Source organism: Pedobacter sp. AC212 (assembly GCF_979258625.1).
On the sequence record NZ_OZ409870.1, the window covers coordinates 419,602 to 439,622 of the forward strand.

Annotated in this window: 17 protein-coding genes; 8 read left to right on the forward strand and 9 right to left on the reverse strand. The window is 38.2% G+C overall.

Annotated features, from left to right (window positions below):
• Positions 1-43 precede the first annotated feature (43 nt).
• Positions 44-1,420 (reverse strand): DNA recombination protein RmuC, encoded by a 1,377-nt coding sequence (locus ACZZZC_RS01815; RefSeq protein WP_463486292.1) that lies wholly within the window; start codon positions 1,418-1,420, stop codon positions 44-46.
• Between the two features lie 222 nt (positions 1,421-1,642).
• On the opposite strand from ACZZZC_RS01815, the gene purU reads away from it, so the two are divergent.
• Both purU and ACZZZC_RS01825 read left to right on the forward strand, forming a co-directional pair.
• Positions 1,643-2,482 carry a formyltetrahydrofolate deformylase gene (gene purU / locus ACZZZC_RS01820; RefSeq protein WP_463484560.1) on the forward strand — a complete coding sequence of 280 codons (840 nt, stop codon included), beginning with the start codon at positions 1,643-1,645 and terminating at the stop codon, positions 2,480-2,482.
• A 17-nt stretch (positions 2,483-2,499) separates the two neighbouring features.
• Positions 2,500-3,339, forward strand: a complete 840-nt coding sequence (locus ACZZZC_RS01825) for a hypothetical protein (RefSeq protein ID WP_463484561.1) — start codon at positions 2,500-2,502, stop codon at positions 3,337-3,339.
• On the opposite strand, the gene ACZZZC_RS01830 is transcribed toward ACZZZC_RS01825, so the two are convergent.
• Complete coding sequence (locus ACZZZC_RS01830; RefSeq protein WP_463484562.1) at positions 3,336-4,475, reverse strand: NAD(P)/FAD-dependent oxidoreductase; 1,140 nt, start codon at positions 4,473-4,475, stop codon at positions 3,336-3,338. The genes ACZZZC_RS01825 and ACZZZC_RS01830 overlap by 4 nt on opposite strands.
• 85 nt (positions 4,476-4,560) lie before the next feature.
• Here ACZZZC_RS01830 and ACZZZC_RS01835 point away from each other — a divergent pair, with 85 nt between their 5' ends.
• A complete protein-coding gene (locus ACZZZC_RS01835) occupies positions 4,561-5,256 on the forward strand; it encodes a zinc metallopeptidase (RefSeq protein WP_056850603.1) in 696 nt (231 codons plus the stop codon).
• 230 nt (positions 5,257-5,486) lie between these two features.
• Here the strand turns inward: ACZZZC_RS01835 and apaG are convergent, their stop codons facing one another.
• Both apaG and dusB read right to left on the reverse strand, forming a co-directional pair.
• Positions 5,487-5,873 carry a Co2+/Mg2+ efflux protein ApaG gene (gene apaG / locus ACZZZC_RS01840; protein WP_056850602.1) on the reverse strand — a complete coding sequence of 129 codons (387 nt, stop codon included), beginning with the start codon at positions 5,871-5,873 and terminating at the stop codon, positions 5,487-5,489.
• A 34-nt stretch (positions 5,874-5,907) separates the two neighbouring features.
• The gene (dusB, locus tag ACZZZC_RS01845) at positions 5,908-6,915 is read right to left on the reverse strand and encodes a tRNA dihydrouridine synthase DusB (RefSeq protein WP_463484563.1); all 1,008 of its coding nucleotides are present in this window, start codon (positions 6,913-6,915) and stop codon (positions 5,908-5,910) included.
• 45 nt (positions 6,916-6,960) lie between these two features.
• On the opposite strand from dusB, the gene ACZZZC_RS01850 reads away from it, so the two are divergent.
• The 3 genes from ACZZZC_RS01850 to ACZZZC_RS01860 are packed head-to-tail and all read left to right on the forward strand — an operon-like array spanning position 6,961 to position 8,932.
• Positions 6,961-7,887: a lysostaphin resistance A-like protein gene (locus ACZZZC_RS01850; RefSeq protein WP_463484564.1), complete on the forward strand. Its 927-nt coding sequence runs from the start codon at positions 6,961-6,963 to the stop codon at positions 7,885-7,887.
• Positions 7,868-8,074: a putative signal transducing protein gene (locus ACZZZC_RS01855; RefSeq protein ID WP_056850599.1), complete on the forward strand. Its 207-nt coding sequence runs from the start codon at positions 7,868-7,870 to the stop codon at positions 8,072-8,074. Before ACZZZC_RS01850 ends, ACZZZC_RS01855 begins: the two co-directional genes overlap by 20 nt.
• Before the next feature lie 48 nt (positions 8,075-8,122).
• Positions 8,123-8,932, forward strand: coding sequence for a phosphatidate cytidylyltransferase (locus tag ACZZZC_RS01860; RefSeq protein ID WP_265797186.1), 810 nt, complete (start codon positions 8,123-8,125; stop codon positions 8,930-8,932).
• 275 nt (positions 8,933-9,207) lie between these two features.
• Here the strand turns inward: ACZZZC_RS01860 and ACZZZC_RS01865 are convergent, their stop codons facing one another.
• Both ACZZZC_RS01865 and ACZZZC_RS01870 read right to left on the reverse strand, forming a co-directional pair.
• Positions 9,208-9,867 carry a class I SAM-dependent methyltransferase gene (locus ACZZZC_RS01865; protein WP_463484565.1) on the reverse strand — a complete coding sequence of 220 codons (660 nt, stop codon included), beginning with the start codon at positions 9,865-9,867 and terminating at the stop codon, positions 9,208-9,210.
• A gap of 42 nt (positions 9,868-9,909) precedes the next feature.
• The gene (locus ACZZZC_RS01870; protein ID WP_056850596.1) at positions 9,910-10,296 is read right to left on the reverse strand and encodes an acyl-CoA thioesterase; all 387 of its coding nucleotides are present in this window, start codon (positions 10,294-10,296) and stop codon (positions 9,910-9,912) included.
• A 127-nt stretch (positions 10,297-10,423) separates the two neighbouring features.
• Between ACZZZC_RS01870 and ACZZZC_RS01875 the strand changes: the two genes are divergently transcribed.
• A complete protein-coding gene (locus ACZZZC_RS01875; RefSeq protein WP_463486452.1) occupies positions 10,424-13,114 on the forward strand; it encodes a M14 family metallopeptidase in 2,691 nt (896 codons plus the stop codon).
• A gap of 56 nt (positions 13,115-13,170) precedes the next feature.
• Here the strand turns inward: ACZZZC_RS01875 and ACZZZC_RS01880 are convergent, their stop codons facing one another.
• Positions 13,171-15,135 carry an outer membrane protein assembly factor BamB family protein gene (locus ACZZZC_RS01880; RefSeq protein ID WP_463484567.1) on the reverse strand — a complete coding sequence of 655 codons (1,965 nt, stop codon included), beginning with the start codon at positions 15,133-15,135 and terminating at the stop codon, positions 13,171-13,173.
• Positions 15,136-15,332: 197 nt separating this feature from the next.
• Between ACZZZC_RS01880 and ACZZZC_RS01885 the strand changes: the two genes are divergently transcribed.
• Positions 15,333-16,049: a DsbA family oxidoreductase gene (locus tag ACZZZC_RS01885; RefSeq protein WP_463484568.1), complete on the forward strand. Its 717-nt coding sequence runs from the start codon at positions 15,333-15,335 to the stop codon at positions 16,047-16,049.
• A 134-nt stretch (positions 16,050-16,183) separates the two neighbouring features.
• Here the strand turns inward: ACZZZC_RS01885 and ACZZZC_RS01890 are convergent, their stop codons facing one another.
• Positions 16,184-16,402: a DUF3820 family protein gene (locus ACZZZC_RS01890; RefSeq protein WP_316754770.1), complete on the reverse strand. Its 219-nt coding sequence runs from the start codon at positions 16,400-16,402 to the stop codon at positions 16,184-16,186.
• A gap of 159 nt (positions 16,403-16,561) precedes the next feature.
• The gene (gene mfd / locus ACZZZC_RS01895; RefSeq protein WP_463486453.1) at positions 16,562-19,900 is read right to left on the reverse strand and encodes a transcription-repair coupling factor; all 3,339 of its coding nucleotides are present in this window, start codon (positions 19,898-19,900) and stop codon (positions 16,562-16,564) included.
• Positions 19,901-20,021: the final 121 nt, after the last annotated feature.

Sequence of the window (20,021 nt, forward strand, 5' to 3'; positions counted from 1 at the left end):
TTAAAATATGTTTTTTCTGTTGGTGTCATACCAACCGATAAACCTACTCCCCATCCAAATACTTCATATCAATCTGTTTATTATTTTTTACTTTGGCACCTAATTTTTTAAGGTTCTCAATTTTAGAAATCATATTTCCCGAACCCTCTTTTAGTTTATTGAAAGCGCCATCATAAGCCTTTTGTGTAGAGCCAATATGCCTTCCAATATCTTCCATATCCTTAAGAAAACCAACAAATTTTTCGTAAAGAAAGCCTGCTTGCTCAGCGATTTCAAATACATTTCGGTTTTGCCTTTCCTGTTTCCACATGCTGGCAATGGTGCGCAAAGTGGCTAATAATGTTGATGGACTAACGATTACTACTCGCCTATCCCAGGCAAAGTTAAACAGCTCCGCATCTTTTTGTACAGCAATGCTAAATGATGATTCTATCGGCACAAACAATAAAACGAAGTCTGGGGAATTGATTTTATATAAATCCTGATAGTTTTTTGCGGATAGTTCCTGAATATGATTTTTTATGGAGGCCAAATGCGCTTTTACATAGCCCTCACGCTCTTCTTCTGTTTCTGCCGATACTGAGCGTTCGTAAGCTACTAAACTTACCTTAGCGTCGACCACAAGATGTTTATCATCCGGTAAATCAATTACCACATCGGGTTGAAATCGACCGCCTTCGGCGGATACTAGCGAGGCCTGAATGCGATATTCCTGATCTCGAACCAAACCAGAACGCTCTAAAACTTTTTCTAAAATAACTTCCCCCCAATTTCCTTGTTTTTTACTGTCGCCTTTTAGCGCTTTTGTAAGGTTGTTAGCATCTTCCTGAATCATTTTACTTTGGATCTGTAATTCAGAAATTACCCCTTTCAAAATATTCCGTTCATCAGATTCTGCCTTGTAAACCTTTTCTACTTTATCCTCAAAAGCCTTGATATTCTCTTTTAAAGGATTTAAAATCAAATCGAGGTTTGTTCTGTTCTGTTCTACAAACCGAGTAGATTTTTCTTCCAAAATCTTATTCGCAATCAATTCAAAATCTTTGTTTAATTTCTCCTGAGATTGTTCGTAGCTTAATTTCTGTTCGGCTAATTTTTCTTTTTCTGCAAGATAAAAGGAGCGTGTACTTTCCAATTCACGATTAGCATCAGCAAGGCGATCGCGTTCAGCCTGAAGCTCGTCTATTAAACGTTGTTGCTCTTGTTGTAGCAATATTGTGATGTGCTCTTTTTCCGTAGATAAGTTAGCAGCCCTTTCCTCAACTCTCGCCAGTAGAATTTTTAGTGAATCGTTTTCCGCTTTGGTTTTCTCAAAATCTTCTATTGAAATTAATGCAACAGATTGTTGCGGCTTTTTAAAGAAAAGTAATACCAAAACCAATAAAATAATAACGAGAAGGCCAATTGCAGCGTATTCCATCATGATAAAAATTTTAGTAAAAATCGGCATTAAAAAGAGATTTACCAAAATAGTTTGCTTTTTATAGCTGCTAGAGTTTTGCCCAGAGGGTTTAAGCAAGAAATGGTGAATCTATTTAATATGAGACTCTGCAGCTCACTTTTTTAAAAGATAGTCGGAATTGCAATTTATTCTACCCATCTGCAAATCAAATTTCTTATCATTGAACTTTAAATACAATCAATGAACGAATTAACAATTCTCATCTCCTGTCCCGATCAAGTTGGTTTGGTAACCAACATTACGCGTGTTTTAGCCAGTCAACAGCTTAATATTGTTGCGATGAGGGAATTTGTGGATGAAGCCAATAAGGCTTTTTTTACCCGAATAGCATGTACGGGAAACATTGATAACAAGAATCAACTGGAGCAAAAACTATTGGAAACGTTGCCCAACGATGCTGAAGTAAATGTGATTGCTCAGCAAAAAAAGCAGATTGCAGTTTTGGTGACAAAGGAATATCATTGTCTGGCCGAAATTCTTATCAAAAATCAGTTTAAAACACTTGGGGCTAATGTTAAATGTGTCATTGGCAACTATGAATCGCTTCGCGATTTTAGTGAAAAACTAGGTATTCCATATTTCTTTGTTGATCATGTTGGAAAAGAGAAGGCACAATTTGAAGCAGAAATAAAAGATGTTTTAAATCAATTTGATTTAGATTATTTGGTTTTGGCCAAATTTATGCGAATTCTTTCTGCCGATTTTGTTAAGGACTATGCCGGTAGAGTAATTAACATACATCATTCATTTTTACCCGCTTTTATTGGTGCCAATCCTTATCGGCAAGCCTTTGAGCGAGGCGTGAAAATTATTGGTGCAACCGCTCATTTTGTAACTGATAACCTTGACGAAGGACCAATTATTACGCAACACACTACTCATATCGACCATAACTTTGGCGTAAAAGAAATGGTGCGGGCCGGAAAAGAAATAGAGAAAAAAGTGTTATTGGAAGCGCTTGAGTTGATTTTTGAAGATCGTGTTTTTGTAAGTGGCAATAAAACTGTTATCTTTAAATAACACACGAAATTCCTATTATGAAACTATTATTGTGCCTCCTTATGCTCTGTTCATTTGGAGCAAAGGCTCAAACTGATCTCAAATTCGATAAGTTTTTGGTCGATTGTGAAGACAAATGGATCGCTATCCAAATTGACTCTTTGCAATATTATTACGGTTATGTTTATATGGATAATTCAGCTGGATTAACATTCAATCTCGATGGTGCATTTTCCATTAATTCTGCATCCAATTACGTAAAAATGAAAGTTAATAAGCTTAAAGTTAGGATAGCACCAAATAAGGTGATGGCAGCAGAAATCCCAAAAGATAGATATAAAGAGTTGGCAATTACACCGGTACCGGATTGGTTGAAGTTTTATAGAACCGACGATCAAAATATAGATCGCTTATTTAGGTGGGGACATACATACAACAAGTGGGGCAATGCAGAAAAAGCTTTGAAATTTCTAAAAATGGTGAAAAGCAAAGATAAAAAGTACCCGGGTTTAGATCGTGAATTCTACTATGCTTATAATGGCAAAAAACGTGAACTCCTGGCTAGTTTTTATCTAGGCGAAGCCCTTGCGGATGTATCTGAAGCCAGACAAACCAATTGTGAGTTATATAAATCTTTAGTATTTAAACAAACCAATGCAAACGAATTAAAACAGGCTGAAGAAATGTATTACTATGCGATAAAGGAATGTACAGATGAAACGGCGAAGGCGGATATGGCCTACAACATTGCTTTTAAATACTATAAACTTTTGAATAAAGAAAAGCTCCAGCAGTGGAAAAATGAAGTTTTTAGATGGATTGTTCCGAATGACAGTTATGCGGAAAGAGTAGAAAAAATGATGAGCTCCTTAAATTAAATCCCAGATTGAAGCAGTAGTTCTGCGACATCTTCTCCAGTTTGCGATCCGATGGCGATGCCCATGCCGTTACACCTTGTCGCATAGAAAATATTTTCGGTTTCCTGTTTAATTAATGGTTCAAGCTGTTCGCCAAAAGCCATTATCCCGCTCCACCTTAAATCGATTTCAAAATGTTGATTGGGTAAAATAACGGTTTTTAGCAATTCTTCCAAAGCGTTTTGAACAACTTTCGTTTCTCCAAATACCGTGGTTTCTTCCGTCTTGAAGTCAATATTTCTTCCACCACCAAGCAAAACACGATCGCCAATATTTCTGAAATAATAATATCCTTTATCATAATGAAAAGTTCCATTTATTTTTAGGCCGACAATTGGTTTAGTTACTAAAACCTGTCCTCGTCCGGGTAATAAATTAACCGTTGGTATTAATGATTTGATAAATGCATTAGTCGCAACAATCAGTTTTTTACAATGGAAACTACCATGAGGCGTTAGAAGAACATTACCATTGCTTTCTTGTTGAATAGCATTTACACTGCAATTATTAAAAATCATAATACCCAAACCGTGTGCATATTTTATTAAGCCAACCATCATCTTGCCGGTATCAATTTGCGCTTCATATCGGTTTGATATGAGGTTACTTATTCCTTCAAGGCCAAATGCATCGATTTTATTATTACTTAGCGAAAATGCGTTCTTTCCTACAATGTCGCCTACCAAAATGTTAAAATGTTCAATTTTTGATACACAGCTATTGACCAACTCATAGTCAGTACTTTTAAATAATTCGTAGCCACCCAAAGGCCTAAAATCAACTGCATTATCACCCAATAACGAACGCATTTTCAGTAATCCTTTCCAGCGTTTTTCTATAATATGTTGAAGGCCTTCTGTGGTACTTGTTTTTTCTTGTTCAATCAGTTCGGAAACGCTTCCAAAACATGCAAAACCAGCATTTTTGGTACTGGCGCCAGATGGTAGAAATCCACGCTCTAAAACGGCAATATTCAAATTTGGAGATGATTTTTTTAGGTGAATGGCTGCATTTAAGCCAACGATTCCGCTACCAATAATAATTGCATCATAATCAAAAAAACTGCTTTGCTCCCAATAAGAAAAGTTATTTGCCATACCATAAATGTACTATAAAATGTATTGCAAATATTATGGGAACGCTTTTTGATATACTGCGAATTGAAAAACATACAGAAAAGAAATGGGAGTTTATTTAGTAATAATCATCCCGGTATTATTGCTGAGCATGTTTGTACAGTGGCGTTTCAGAAACAAGTTTTCTCGATATGCAGAAATGCAACTTAGCTCAGGTTTATCGGGCAAAGAGGTAGCAGAAAGAATGCTACATGATAACGGAATATACGATGTGAAAGTGATGAGCACAGAAGGACAATTAACAGATCATTACAATCCAACAGATAGAACCGTAAATTTAAGTACAGATGTATATTACAGTAGAAGTGTAGCCGCGGCGGCAGTGGCTGCGCATGAATGCGGGCATGCTGTACAACATGCAAAATCGTACTCATGGCTTAATCTTCGAAGCACTATGGTGCCTGTAGTAAGCATTTCGTCAAATCTCCTGCAGTGGGTTTTACTCATTGGAGTGATGTTATTGGTTTTCGCCGTAACGCCGATTGTTTTAGCTATTGGTGTAGTCGGACTAGCTTTGGTTACCATCTTTAGCATCATCACGTTACCAGTAGAATTTGATGCCAGTAACAGAGCATTGGCCTGGTTAAAAAATAACCCGGGTGTAATGCAAACGCAAGAAGAAAATAGCCAGGCTAAAGATGCACTTTGGTGGGCTGCAATGACCTATGTAGTAGCTGCGGTTGGTGCATTGGCAAACTTGCTTTACTACGCATCAATGCTATTTGGAAGAGGCAGAGATTAAAATACTTACCTAAGAAAAAAAACGGTTCAGGATTTTCCTGACCGCTTTTTTTTTAAATGAGTGTGAAGATTGACGTCGAAGATTAATTCCCGCAGATTAAAATAGCTAAGAACAGCAGACATTTTTATGTATCAATCAGAGAATAAAACCATCCTAAATCTGCGATATTTATTTGCGTGATCAGCGGGGAAAATGATTGCCTTCTTGACACGCTAAGAATTAAGAGGAGATTAATTCAATTTATATGGTGCCACCAATTGAAACTGCGGAATATCAACCTCAAATTCAGCTTCATCCATTAAACGTTTCATTAAATAAGCACCTCTCATACTGCCCATGTCAGTTTTAAGATTACAACCAGAAACATAAACATGTGTTTCACCAGGTTGGATAATGGGTTGTAAACCTACAACACCTTCGCCTTCAACTTCTCTTCGGCTACTGTTAGAATCAAAAATAAACCATTGACGGCGCATCAACTGCACAGCATAATCAGAAAGATTAGAAATCTCTACGCGATAAGCAAACATAAAATGCTCATTAACCGGATTTGAATATTCTGGCTGGTAAACAGTTTCAACTGAAACTTTAACCCCATCTGTAATTGCAGTAACCATGATCGTGACGAATGTATAAAAATCAATTCAAAAATCAAGCCATTACTTTTGTAGCGTCGTAGCTGGCAAATTTTTCTGCCACTTCTTCCAAAATGCTATAAATGTTATTGATATCTGGCTCTGCCACTAAACGCATTCTGTATGGCTTAAAATCTGGTAGGCCTTTAAAGTAGTTGGCATAATGTCTCCGCATTTCGAAAATACCAGTTTTAGGTCCCTTCCATTCCAACGATTTATCCAAATGGGTGCGGCAAACATTTATGCGCTCTTCAATAGTTGGTCCGGGTAAATGTTCACCGGTTTTAAAGAAGTGCTTTACCTCTCTAAAAATCCAAGGGTAGCCTATTGCCGCTCTTCCAATCATAATGCCATCAACTTCATATTCCATGCGCCAGTTGGCAGCTTTTTCCGGACTATCAACGTCGCCATTTCCAAAAATTGGGATTTTAATGCGGGGGTTGCGCTTAATTTCTCGAATTAAACTCCAATCAGCTTCGCCTTTATATAATTGTGCCCTTGTTCTGCCGTGGATTGTTAAAGCTTGAATTCCAACATCCTGCAGCCTTTCGGCTACTTCATAAACATTTTTACTATCGTCATCCCAACCTAGGCGGGTTTTTACTGTCACTGGCAAAGGTGAAGCTTTAACAACCGCTTCTGTCATTTTTACCATTTTATCAATATCACGAAGTAAACTAGAGCCAGCACCTTTACAAACTACGTTTTTTACGGGGCAGCCGTAGTTAATATCAACTAAATCTGGTCCGGCAGCAGATGCAATTTCAGATGCTTCACGCATATGCTCGATATCTCCCCCAAAAATCTGGATGCCTATCGGTCTTTCGTATTCAAAAATATCTAGCTTTTGAAGACTTTTCGCTGCGTCGCGAATCAACCCTTCAGATGAAATAAATTCGGTGTACATTAAATCGGCCCCATTCTGTTTACAAACGTAACGGAACGGCGGATCGCTCACATCTTCCATCGGGGCAAGCAACAACGGGAACTCACCTAAATCTATATTTCCTATCTTTACAGACATTCTTTATCTTCAAACAATTTATAAAAACACACAAAGGTACAAATAATGATTTTTGTAAAACCTAACAAGGAGGAAATCAATCCTTTCTTACAACTACTTTTACTTTTATTTTACGCTTTGCTCGGTGGTTTTGTGTTCGGTCTTTTGGCTATCGTAATTATTTTAATAATTAATGGTTTAGGGATGGTTAGCAATTTGGAGCTACTTTTATCAGGCGATCCCAAATTTATTACCGAATTCAAAATCATCCAGATTCTGAGTTCGATAGGCACATTTATTTTACCTCCTATCGCCTTGGCGCTTACTGAAGGTAAAAAAGTTACTCAGTTCTACAGCTTTAAAAAGCCTCAAACTTTATTAATTTTTCTGGTTTTAACGATTATGATCGTGAGCATGCCGTTTATGGAATGGACGGTGCTGATTAACCAGAAAATGGTATTGCCAGATTATTTGAAGGGCGTAGAGCAATGGATGAAAGAAAAAGAAGACGCGGCAATGAAAATTACCATTCAGCTCATTACGGTTCGCAGCAACTTCGATTTTATTATAAACTTGATTATGATTGCTGTTTTACCAGCAATTGGCGAAGAGCTTATGTTTCGTGGTAGCGTGCAACGGTCGCTAACGAAAGCCTTCAATAGCCCTCATTTAGCCATTTGGCTTACTGCCATTATATTCAGTGCCATCCACGTTCAGTTTTACGGCTTTATACCACGTATGCTTTTAGGCGCTGGTTTTGGTTACTTATATTTTTACAGCGGAAGCCTTTGGTACGCCATGTTGGCTCATTTTATTAATAATGCCTATGCCGTTTGTGCGGCGTTCTACATGCAAAAACATAACATGCCTCTAAATAAAGCAGATGAGCCAATTGGTTTTCCATGGTATGGCTATTTAATTAGTGCAATAATTACCATAGCTTTGTTTAAATTTTTTAAAGATAGCGCAGAACGTGAGCGAAAATTGGATTAAAGTATACACCACGAGCAACCCATTTGCTGCAGAGGTTTTAAAGCAGGGTTTAACAGAAGCTGGAATTCCTGCGGTTACTATGAATAAGCAATTATCGGCTTACAACATTGGCGAAATAAATGTTCTGGTAAATAAATCAGATTTCGATAAAGCCATAGAATACATTGTAGAAAATGAAATTGAATAATAGGTTTTCGATTTTCCAGACTTCATTTTCCCACTTACCTTTTTCAATATGAAAACCAGGGCAATAACCGCTTTCTTTTTTACCATTGTGATGCTGGGTTCCATTTTTTTGGGAAGCTATGCTTTTACTATATTTTATCTCGTATTAAGCATTTTATCGCTTTTTGAGTTTTACAAACTGATCAAAAATTCAGGCATCCGGCCCCACCGTAACATAGGTTTGGTAGCCGGGGCACTTATCTTTTTGATGGCTGCTGGCTTGCATTATTTGCAGTATGATGTTAAATATCTACTGCTTTGTATCCCCTTAATTTTTTCGGTTTTTATTACCGAGTTATATAAGAAAAACAAAATTCCTTTTGCCAACATCTCCTACACGTTTGTCGGCTTTGTTTATGTAACTATTCCATTTTGCTTTTTCCATGCCTTAGGCTTTTTAAGAGACTGGAACGAATATAACTTCCATTTACCGCTTGCTTTTTTATTGATGCTTTGGGCTAATGACACCGGTGCTTATCTATTCGGCGTAAAGTATGGCAAGCGTAAACTTTTTGAGCGCCATTCGCCAAAGAAAAGTTGGGAAGGCTTTTTTGGAGGGATGTTCACCAGCGTTTTGGTTTCATTTGGATTATCGTTTATTTTTAAGGAAAACCAAGCCTGGGTTTGGGCCGGAATGGCCGTGCTTATTGCCTGTTTCGGCACATTGGGCGATTTGGTAGAGTCGATGTTGAAACGTAGTTTGGATACAAAAGACAGCGGCGGCCTATTGCCTGGGCATGGTGGCCTACTCGACCGTTTTGATGGTTTGTTGCTGGCAGCTCCTGTTGTTTACGCTTACCTGTACCTCATCTTGTCGTAGGTATTTTCGGTAATTACCCGACAGCAAAATCGAAGAAATAAATTTCAAATTTTTTGTAGCGCAACGCCTGTACGCATCACACAATTACTTCCCGTGTTACGCTAATACGCTTCGCATCGTCGGTTCCCTCCTTGCTGCAGGGTATCGCTTCACCCGGGGCTAGTTGGCCAGAAATGGTGCTGGTATTTAATGTTGTGTCGTCAGTAATAAACTATCCTATACTACAATCCTGCTTATTCAACGAGAACTTACTCTTCCCTTAGTCGTAGCGTATTCTATCTACTTGCCGAAACCACATAATAATCTCGTTCTACCATAAACCCCGCACTACTTTTTATTTGCTCTGTTTTTTTAATCGATTCGCCATTGTTGAATCCAGCTTCTTGCAACAAATCAATAATCGCATCCAAATCATACAGGGTAAAACCATATTTAGTAAAAGGGAGTTTTTCCATGAAACTTTTATCAGCGAAACACAAAACCAAACTTCCGCCAGGTTTTAATACACGTTTTATTTCCAAAAGGTAGGCGCCAGGATTTTCCCAAAAGTAGATAGTGTTTACCGAAAAAATTTTGTCGAATTGGGCGTCTGAAAAGGGTAAACGAAGGCCATCTGTTAATTTAAAATCTATCTGACCAATAAAGTCCGTATTGATTCTCTTAGCTTCAGTAATGATGGTTTCCGAAATATCGGCGCCAGCATATTTTAAATCCAGTGCTTTGCTAAGTAAATTTGCAATGTGCCCTCCGTTTCCATGGCCAATTTCCAGTACGGTTTCTCCGTCGCATAGATTTAAAGCTTCAATAGCAGAATTAGTCATTCCGATATTGCTCACATTCATCATTTCTCCGGTTTTTATGCCTTGCTCGCCTTCAGGCTGACGCAATTGCCTAGCAATATTTCGTAATTCCTCTTCAGAAGGTTGATGTGACATAAATCGAAGTAAAAATGATTGACCTAAAATAAACGCTAACAACTATTTGATCACCTGAATTGGCTTTTTATTTTCATCGATGGCAACAAAAGTAAAATCGCCATGAACTGCAAGCGCCCTGCCTTCGGCATACATTTGCTCTATATAAATTTCCACATTAACCTTTAAACTCGTATTACCCACGTGGCTTACTTTGCCAATCAACTCCACAATAGTTCCTGCAGGAATGGGTTTTTTAAAATCAATTCTATCGGTGCTAACGGTTACCATAATTTGCCTGCTAAAACGCGTAGCGGTAATAAAAGCCACTTCATCCATCATGTGCATGGCGGTTCCGCCGAATAAAGTATCGTAATGGTTGGTTGTATTTGGAAAAACAGCTTTAAAAATACTGGTGGTCGAATTCTGAATTCTTTCGTCTAAGGTCATGATGATGATTTAATCGGCAAATTTAGTTAAGCATGTTCGAAAAGCCTAGCTTGTAACAAATTTAGAGCATGCAAAAAACCGATAAGTTTCTACATTATATTTGATTATCCAACAAATAACCTTAACTATGACTAAATTTTACTTTAAAAAGTTCTGTTTTGCCTTTTTGATATTGAGCAGTAGTGCTTTGGCACAAGATGTTCCTACACCAAAATCTCATTTTGGCTTCACTATCGGCGATGATTATCAACTAGCCAATTACACGCAAACGGAAGCTTATTTTAAAAAGCTTGCAGAAACATCCAAGCGGGTCAAACTTGTAGATATTGGTAAAACTGAGGAGGGACGATCACAATACATGTTAATTGTTTCATCTCCGGCCAACCTTGAAAAATTAGCGAGATACAAAGAAATTTCACAACAACTGGCTCATGCAGAGCTTTCGCCTGCGCAAGCAAAAGCTTTGTCGCAAGAAGGTAAAGCTGTGGTTTGGATTGATGGTGGATTACACGCCAATGAAACCGTAGGCGCACATCAGTTAATTCAGACCGCCTATGAATTTGCTTCGAAAACAGATCCGGAAACGATGAAGATTTTGGACAACGTGATTATTCTATTTACCCACGCCAATCCAGATGGGCAAGAGCTGGTGGCTAATTGGTATATGCGGGAAAAAGATCCTAAAAAACGAGTGCTTTCGGGTTGGCCAACCTTATATGAAAAGTACGCCGGGCATGATAACAACCGCGACTTTTTTATGTTGAACCTGAAAGAAACACAAAACATGGGTCGCCAGCTTTTTGTAGAGTGGATTCCTCAAATCATGTACAACCACCATCAGGCTGGTCCGGCAGGAACGGTGGTTGCAGGCCCGCCCTATCGCGATCCGTTTAACTACGTTTTCGATCCCACACTATTAACCAGTTTAGATGCTGTTGGTGCCGCAATGCACACCAGATTGAATGTTGAAGCAAAGCCAGGATATACCCATAGAGGCGGTTCAGTATTTTCTACCTGGTACAATGGCGGATTGAGAACGACCACCTATTTTCATAACATGATTGGTCTACTTACGGAAATTGTAGGTAGCCCAACTCCATCAGAAATTCCGTTGGTACCATCGCGGTTGTTGCCAAATAGCGATTCGCCAAATCCCGTTACGCCACGCAAATGGTATTTCAAAAATTCGATCGATTATTCTGTATCACTGAATTATGCGGTTTTGAACTACGCACAGCGCCATGCTGATGAGTTGCTGTTTAACATTTATCAAATGGGAAAAAACTCCATCGATAGAGGTAAAAAAGATACCTGGTCTTTCTCCCCAAAGAAAATTGAGGCCATTAACGCGGCTGCAAAAAAAGGAGGCTCAGGTGCTGCTGATGTGGGTGATAATGAGTTTGATGCCAGAAGGGCAATGAACGTAAAGTATTTTGATACGGTGATGAATGCACCGGTAAATCGAGATCCCCGTGGTTATATTTTATCGGCAGATCAGCCGGATTTCAATTCTGCTATCAAGTTTTTAAATGCATTAATCAGAACAGGAATAGTGGTGCATAAGGCTACCGCCACTTTTACGGTAGCAGGCAAAAAATATCCGGCAGGAAGTTATGTGGTTAAAACAGATCAAGCATTCCGGCCACATGTTTTGGATATGTTCGAGCCACAGGATCACCCGAATGACTTTAAATACGAAGGCGGTGCACCTATTCCTCCTTACGATGCTGCGGGTTGGACATTGGCTTATTTAATGGACGTGAAATTTGACCGCATTCAAGATGATTTCACCGGACCGTTTGAGAAAAATCCTTATGGAAACTTATTGGTTCCGGAGAATAAAATTGCAGGTTCTAATTATGTTTTAAGTGCCGCACAGAACGATTCTTACACAGCTGTTAACGATTTATTGAAGAACAAAGTAGAAGTTTACCGCTCGAATGAGAATGGTGATTTTTATGTTTCTTCCGCAGGGAAATCAATACTAGAAAAGGCGAATGTTAAATTAAAAACGGGTGTAGCCCCTAAAGAGAAATCTAAAGTTTCTGCCGCAAGAATCGCTCTTTGGGATACTTATGGCGGGTCAATGGCTTCTGGCTGGATGCGGTTTATTATGGAGCAGTATCATTATAACGCCACGGTAATTTATCCTCAAGATATTGATGCCGGGAATTTAAAGTCGAAATATGATGTGATTATTTTTGTTGGCGGCGCCATTCCTTCTGTTCAGGCTGGTGGTTTTGGCTCAAGAAACTTTGGACCAAAAGCCGAAGATATTCCCGAAGAGTTTAGAAATCGATTGGGTAGAATATCAGCAGATAAATCCATTCCACAGTTGAAGAAATTTTTAGAAGATGGAGGAAACATTGTAACGATTGGCAGCAGTACAAATTTAGCCTATCACTTAAAACTTCCTGTACGCAATGCGATGATGGAAATTGTAAACGGAGAGGAAAAAAGATTACCTGCAGAAAAATATTATGTGCCAGGTAGTGTTTTAAATGTGGCTGTCGATACCAAACAACCGGCAGTTTGGGGAATGGAAAAGGAAGCTGACATCTATTTTGATAACAGTCCTGTTTTTAAATTAACTGGCGATGCAATTACTGCAGGAAAAATTAAACCTTTAATGTGGTTTGAATCTGCTACGCCTTTACGCAGCGGTTGGGCATGGGGACAAGCTTATTTGCAAGATGGCGTAACTGCTTTCGAAGCAAATGTTGGCAAAGGCAAATTATTTGCTTTTGGGCCAGAGATTGCTTTTAGAGCGCAAACCCACGGAACTTTTAAAATGATATTTAACCAATTGTATAAATAAAAACAACAGGAAAGCGAATTCGGGCTGAAGTCGCTTTCCTGTTGTTCGTTTGAGTTTTATTTCTTTGAAAATATCCTCAGCTCATTATTATTTACATAGTAAAGATTGTCTGTTACAAAATCTACTTCATAAATCGGTTTCGTATTATCAATTGCGATTTTATCAACTTCAACGCCTGTAGCTTTATTTACTTTAACTAGGAAATTTGTTTCATCTGTTTCTCCACGGGCAAATATAAACGCAAAATCATTGTTCTGTTTCAAGGCCTTAAACCTCGAATCGACACGGTTTAAAACTGTTGAACCAATAGCTTGAGAAATACCGTTATTGAGAGCAGCCTTAGTTTTTAATCGTTCCCTCGAAGATTCTGAAAGTAAATAGTCTTCTTTTACGTTGCCGTTAGCATCCCGTGAAACATATGTTGCTTCTGAAAAACCCTGTTGTAAGCCAGATCTTAATCCTAAATACGACATTCCAATAATACTGCCTGTTTTAAGTAGTCTTCTTGCTGCAGCTCCTGGTTCTTTGTAAACTTTTTGAAATTTTACTGAGCCATCTTTATTTACTCCAATTACTTCGTTCTCTCCACTTAAAGATACGCCCCAATCAAATAAACCTAAGGTTGACAAAGCTTTATCATTTTTAACCTTGATTTTAGCAAAAGCTTCTGGCTTATCTGCTGCTGACGGATCGAACTTATAAATCTTTTCATCGTTAAAAACCAAAAATGATTCAGTGGGCTCGTCAAATGCGTATAGAAGTGGCAGTTTCGGCTCAAACTTGATGTTTCCTTTCCAAATCTTTTTGCCTGTGGTATAATCTACCATATTGCCATAAGTACCGGTTAAATAGAAAACCTTATTGTTAGCTATTTTATTTAAAAAGTACACAGGATCGGTTTTATCATCACTAATTTCTATAAAATTTTTCCACTTTTGTTTTCCGTCGCGGTCGATTAAACTCATTTCATTGTCGGCAATGTACAAGTAGTCGTTATCTATTGGTATAACTTTCTTAATGTCATCTCCTTTTGCATCCTTTTTCCATATTTTTTGGCCGGTGTTATAATCAAAAAAATTGAATCCATTTGAATGAGCTACAAGGAATTTATTGCCCCAATCTTCGATATAAGAAACATATTTTGTAGTAATATCTTCTTTAAAAGTAGGTGTTCCATTTTCAGTATTAAGGGCATTTAACGCTCTTTTAGCAGAAATTAAACTTCCGGCATTGCGCATGGTAATGATATGCTTGTTATCGTTAGAAAGGTAGAAACGATGTACATCATCCTTGGCCGACCATTGGATTTTCCCGCTCGCCTTATCCAGCTTAAAAAGGTGATTGTTTATCGTTGCATAAATTGCATCTCCAGTAGCTACCACCTCATCTTTGGTTGCAAGTTTCGAAAGACCTAAGCCCAGGCTGTTGGCTGCGGCATTTGCCAGCAAACTTTTAAGCATTCCTTCTTTGGTGCCCACTACTGTCGCCCATTCATCTTTTCCGGTTTTAGGATCGAAAAGAACGCATTTAAAATCTTTACCTGATGTAGCTAAGAATAAAAATTTCTCATCACCAGCTACATATTGACTTAGGATGACCCGGTAAGAGGTTGTACCAGAGTTAAACAAAATTTTTCCATCAAGTGAGTTAATAATTACATCTTTTGAGTTAATATTCGCTTTAATAAATGGGGTATTGGGTAAAAAATTTAATTGATCTGAAGATTGAAAAATCTTCAGTAAATCAGGGTCGCTTAGCGCATCGTTTATTTTTGTTGCCTGGTTTAGCGCACTCATTTTTCCTATTTGTTCATCGGTGACGGTCCACTCAATCTGGTTACTTGTTGGATTAAAAGCAGAAACCTTATTGGCTTCTTTAACGATAATGTTGCCAGTAAGGTTATCAAGAGTGATGGATTGAATTTTGGAGTCAAATTTCGATACATTGTCCGGTTGGCGTTGTGCAAAAGCACCGAAGAACAGGCCCGTTAAAAGCAAGCCTGTGTAAAGCGTTTTCTTCATGATTATTTTAATGTGATTTAGGTAGCTTAATACAAAATGATGCCATGCTCATAATTCGTTGGTTAACAAACTATTGTATATTTATTGAGGTTTTAGATGGGAAATATTTTTCCCTTATTGAGCAATGCATTTCTACTATCGGGAATTATTGACTTTGTACTTACCGTCTTTTAATAACGACCGCTTATTTTTACATCATGAAAGTAGAAATCTGGTCGGATGTGATGTGTCCGTTTTGCTATATTGGTAAGCGTCATTTTGAACAAGCAATTGAAAAACTGCCTTTTAAAGCGGAAGTTGAGGTTAATTGGAAAAGCTACCAGCTTAATCCCGATTACCATAATACCAATAATGAGACAATTTACGATTACCTAGGCCGAAGCAAGGGCATGCCTATTGAACAAGCCAAACAAATGACGCAACAAGTGGTAGATATGGCTTCGAATGCTGGTTTAAAAATCGATTTCGACACCAACATACCAGCAAATACTTTTAATGCACACCGTTTAATTCATTTAGCTGCGAAGCATAATTTACAAGATTTGGCAGAAGAAAAGCTCTTTGAAGCGCATTTCGTAAACAGCCGCAATATTGGTGACAATGGTGTTTTGATTGATCTTGCTGTAGAAATTGGTTTAAATCGAGTAGAGGCTGAAGAAGTTTTAAGCGGAGATCAATTTGCTGAGGCTGTTCGTTATGATATTTACGAAAGTCAGAATTTAGGGATTCGAGGCGTTCCCTATTTTGTAATGGATAGAAAGTATGGCGTTTCTGGAGCACAACCTGTACAAGCTTTTACTGATGCGTTAACGCAAAGCTTTACAGAGTGGAAAGCAAACCAGCCGAAATCAACTTTAACTTCGTTAAATAAAAATGATGATGCCATTTGCGATGAAAATGGTTGTGAGATTTAAGCTGTTTCCCGCAGATTATGCTATGAGTGCAAATTTTTCTCTGCATAAATCATCCTAATCTACGGGAGCTGTTTTGAAAAATCGAATATTGAATAGTTACCTGTTATCTAAATCCTGAATCAGTTTTAGCATTTTTACCTATTCTGATTTTTCAATGGCGTTAACAAATATTCCAATCCGTTAACGCGAATCTCAAACATGGTAGCCATTAAATCGCCCAATTTACCCTTCGGGAAGCCTTTATCTTTATACCAAAGCAAATAGCTTTCAGGGATATTGCAAATTAAGTAGCCCTTATACTTTCCATAAGGCATTTGCATTTTCACTAAATCGAGTAATAAGGTTGGGTCCATTAATTATATTATTTAAGCAAGTATCGAAGTAATAGGCACAAGAGAAAAGCAATGAGTGGCCTGTGGAGACACAGACCACGGCTAAAGTCATTTCTGCATTTGATATTATGCGCCTCGGTCTGTGTCCACACACACCGAAATAAACAAATCTGTACTTAGCTAATCAATCAGCTCTAAAGTTTGAATAGCTTCTTCAACAGTGGTTACATTATCAAAAGCGATGCGCAAGGTATTTTTAACTTCCTTTAAATTGCACATCCGGGGATGATTTTGTGCGAAAGTTAAAATCTTCGTAAAAGTATTCGAATCGAAATAAGCAGATTGTTTATCGCTCAGGAAATATCCGCGTAAACTATTTTTCTTAAAGCTGATCTTCTCGAAACCCAACTTTTTGCCTAACCATTGCAACCTGACCACACTTAACATCGTTTTTACCTGTGGCGGAACCGGACCAAAGCGATCGGCTAAATGTTTTTCAAAAACAGCCAGCTCGGTTTCATTTTCCAGCTTCGAAAGTTCGGTATATAAATTATAACGTTCGGTGATGTTGGTAATGTAGGCATCAGGAATGTAAAGTTCCAAATCGGTATCAACCTGTGTAAAACCTACGAAAGCCCTTGCGGGTTCATTTTCAAATAAACCTTTAAATTCTGCTTCTTTCAGTTCTTGAATAGCCTCATCTAAAATTTTGTGGTACATTTCAAAGCCAATTTCAGCGATAAAACCACTTTGCTCTGCTCCCAATAAATTCCCGCTTCCGCGGATGTCTAAATCCCGCATCGCCACATTGAAGCCGCTTCCTAAATCAGAAAATTCTTCGATGGCACTCAAGCGTTTTCTAGCCTCAGAAGTTAACGTAGAAAGTGGTGGCGACAATAAATAACAGAAGGCTTTTTTGTTGCTTCGCCCAACACGTCCACGCATTTGATGTAAATCGCTCAGGCCGAACATATGTGCGTGATTGATGATGATTGTATTGGCATTCGGAATATCCAAGCCAGCCTCGATAATGGTAGTGGAAACCAAAACATCCTTTTCACCATTGATAAAATCAAGCATTACATCCTCTAGCTGATCACCATCTAACTGGCCATGAGCAATTCCGATTCGGGCTTTAGGAACCAATTTCTGAATCAATCCACCCAATTGCATTAAATCATTCACACGGTTGTGGATGAAGAAAACCTGTCCGCCGCGATCCAATTCGAATTGAACAGCTTCCTGAATCAGTTTATCATTAAAAACATGCAATTCAGTACTTACTGGTTGGCGATTTGGCGGGGGCGTACTGATGATTGATAAATCCCGGGCACCCATTAATGAAAAATGCAACGTTCTTGGAATCGGCGTCGCAGTAAGCGTTAACGTATCTACATTTACACGAACAGCTTTAAGCCTTTCTTTTGCCGTTACGCCAAACTTCTGTTCCTCATCAATAATCATGATGCCCAGATCTTTAAACTTCACATCTTTACTCAACAAACGATGTGTACCGATGAGAATATCAACTTTTCCGGCAGCAGCTTCAGCTAAAGTATCTTTTATCTGCTTGTTGGTTTTAAAGCGATTAATATAATCTACCGTAACCGGGAAATCTTTTAAACGTGAAGAAAATGTTTTGAAATGCTGTAAAGCTAAAATGGTAGTCGGAACCAGAATTGCAGCCTGTTTTCCTTCAGCAACGGCTTTAAAAGCAGCACGAACAGCAATTTCTGTTTTACCAAAACCAACATCACCACAAACCAAACGATCCATTGGGTGTGGTGCTTCCATATCCCTTTTCACATCCTGCGTTGCTTTCAACTGATCTGGCGTATCTTCATAAATGAAAGATGCTTCGAGTTCGGTCTGTAAATAGCCATCAGGAGAAAAAGCCGTTCCTGCTTGTGTTTTGCGTAAAGCATAAAGCTTAATCAAATCGCGGGCAATGTCTTTAACTTTTTTTTTTGTGGTTTTTTTGAGTTTATCCCAGGCGTCGGTACCTAGTTTATTCATTTTCGGTACGCCGCTTTCTTTACCACTGTATTTCGCAATGCGATTTAGAGAGTTGATGTTTACATAAAGCAAATCATTATCGGCATAAATCAAGCGGATCATTTCCTGCGTCTTGCCGTTTACTTCAACCTTTTCCAATCCGGCATATTTTCCAATACCATGATCAATGTGGGTTACATAATCGCCAGATTTTAGCTCACGGAGATCTTTCAGCGTAATCGCCTGACTTTTTTGATAACCTTTCTTTAGCTTGTATTTATAGTAACGATCAAATATCTGATGGTCGGTATAAAAGGCAGTTTGAATTTTTGGATCTACAAAACCTTCCCGCAACATGCTGTTGATAGGCGTAAATTTGGCGGTTTTGTCAATATCTTCTAAAATGGCGTATAAACGCTCAATTTGTTTCGGCGAATCGGTAAAAATAAAATTTACAATTCCCTCTTTTTCATTTTCTTTTAAATTGTGAATTAAGAGATTAAAATCTTTATTGAACGATGGTTGCGGTTTGGTTTCAAATTCGAAACGATCGTCGGTTTTATAAAAGAATTGTTTTCCAAATTCAACTAAAGGAAAATCATGTAAATGATCACCTAATAATTTTTCATCACTGAAAGCAAATTTCGGATCAATCCAATCCGGGTTTTTGTTTTTATCATCAAGAGATAGTGCTTTCCATAATTCGACAGCTTTTTTGTATCCTGCTTTAACAATGTCAAGGGTAAATTCTACATCCTTAAACCACAGCTGCGTATCCTGATCAATATAATCAAGAATGCTGATGTTACTTTCGGTTAAGAACTTGGCTTGTACATTGGGTACGATTGTAAGCGTTTTTACATCGGCCACCGAAAGCTGACTTTCAATTTCAAAACTTCTGATGCTTTCTACTTCATCGCCAAAAAATTCGATGCGGTAAGGTAAATCAGAAGAGAAAGAAAATATATCTACAATACCACCACGAATGGAGAACTGACCTGGCTCATAAACAAAATCCCGTCTATCGAAATCATAATCAATTAAAAACTCATTAATAAAATCGATACCCAGTTTAGCGCCGAGGCTAATTTCCAAGGTGTTTTTTTCCAACGCAGAGCGATCAATTACCTTTTCTGCAATCGCTTCGGGGTAGGAAACTACGATTTTACCATATTCCGAATCGTGGTTGAGCTCATTTAAAACTTCTGCCCTGGCCAGTACATTTGCGGTATCAACCTGCGTGAAATCAAATGATTTGCGGTAGGAAGAAGGAAAAAGCAACACCTGTTTATCTAAAACGCTTTCCAAATCTGATTGAAAATAGGCAGCTTCTTCCCTATCTGGAAGTACAAAAAGTAAAGGTTTATGGAGTAAAAAATAAGAGGAAAGTGCTACAATAGCATCGGCAGAACCCACCAATCCCTTCAATTGTATCTTTGGGTTTTTAGTAGAGTTTAACGCTTTGGTAAATTCAGTTACCCTTTCGTCGTTTTTGTAACGGGTTATTAAATCACGAATGTTCAAGGCACAAAAATAAGCTTATCTTTTATATTTAACCGCAAACTTTGTTAAAGGTTTTTTAAGTTTGTTCGTTATTCTTCGGGTGTTAATCGTAATTCGTCGGTTTATATTTACGGTTGGTCGA

What these genes read in the sequence shown, in the direction of transcription:
- dusB (WP_463484563.1), bottom strand. Translation starts at nt 6,915, where the DNA reads ATGTCTGTAAAGATAGGAAATATAGATTTAGGTGAGTTCCCGTTGTTG.
- ACZZZC_RS01875 (WP_463486452.1), top strand. Translation starts at nt 10,424, where the DNA reads ATGACTAAATTTTACTTTAAAAAGTTCTGTTTTGCCTTTTTGATATTG.
- ACZZZC_RS01860 (WP_265797186.1), top strand. Translation starts at nt 8,123, where the DNA reads ATGAAAACCAGGGCAATAACCGCTTTCTTTTTTACCATTGTGATGCTG.
- ACZZZC_RS01850 (WP_463484564.1), top strand. Translation starts at nt 6,961, where the DNA reads ATGATTTTTGTAAAACCTAACAAGGAGGAAATCAATCCTTTCTTACAA.
- purU (WP_463484560.1), top strand. Translation starts at nt 1,643, where the DNA reads ATGAACGAATTAACAATTCTCATCTCCTGTCCCGATCAAGTTGGTTTG.
- ACZZZC_RS01890 (WP_316754770.1), bottom strand. Translation starts at nt 16,402, where the DNA reads ATGGACCCAACCTTATTACTCGATTTAGTGAAAATGCAAATGCCTTAT.
- apaG (WP_056850602.1), bottom strand. Translation starts at nt 5,873, where the DNA reads ATGGTTACTGCAATTACAGATGGGGTTAAAGTTTCAGTTGAAACTGTT.
- ACZZZC_RS01865 (WP_463484565.1), bottom strand. Translation starts at nt 9,867, where the DNA reads ATGTCACATCAACCTTCTGAAGAGGAATTACGAAATATTGCTAGGCAA.
- ACZZZC_RS01880 (WP_463484567.1), bottom strand. Translation starts at nt 15,135, where the DNA reads ATGAAGAAAACGCTTTACACAGGCTTGCTTTTAACGGGCCTGTTCTTC.
- ACZZZC_RS01870 (WP_056850596.1), bottom strand. Translation starts at nt 10,296, where the DNA reads ATGACCTTAGACGAAAGAATTCAGAATTCGACCACCAGTATTTTTAAA.
- ACZZZC_RS01835 (WP_056850603.1), top strand. Translation starts at nt 4,561, where the DNA reads ATGGGAGTTTATTTAGTAATAATCATCCCGGTATTATTGCTGAGCATG.
- ACZZZC_RS01825 (WP_463484561.1), top strand. Translation starts at nt 2,500, where the DNA reads ATGAAACTATTATTGTGCCTCCTTATGCTCTGTTCATTTGGAGCAAAG.
- ACZZZC_RS01830 (WP_463484562.1), bottom strand. Translation starts at nt 4,475, where the DNA reads ATGGCAAATAACTTTTCTTATTGGGAGCAAAGCAGTTTTTTTGATTAT.
- ACZZZC_RS01815 (WP_463486292.1), bottom strand. Translation starts at nt 1,420, where the DNA reads ATGGAATACGCTGCAATTGGCCTTCTCGTTATTATTTTATTGGTTTTG.
- ACZZZC_RS01885 (WP_463484568.1), top strand. Translation starts at nt 15,333, where the DNA reads ATGAAAGTAGAAATCTGGTCGGATGTGATGTGTCCGTTTTGCTATATT.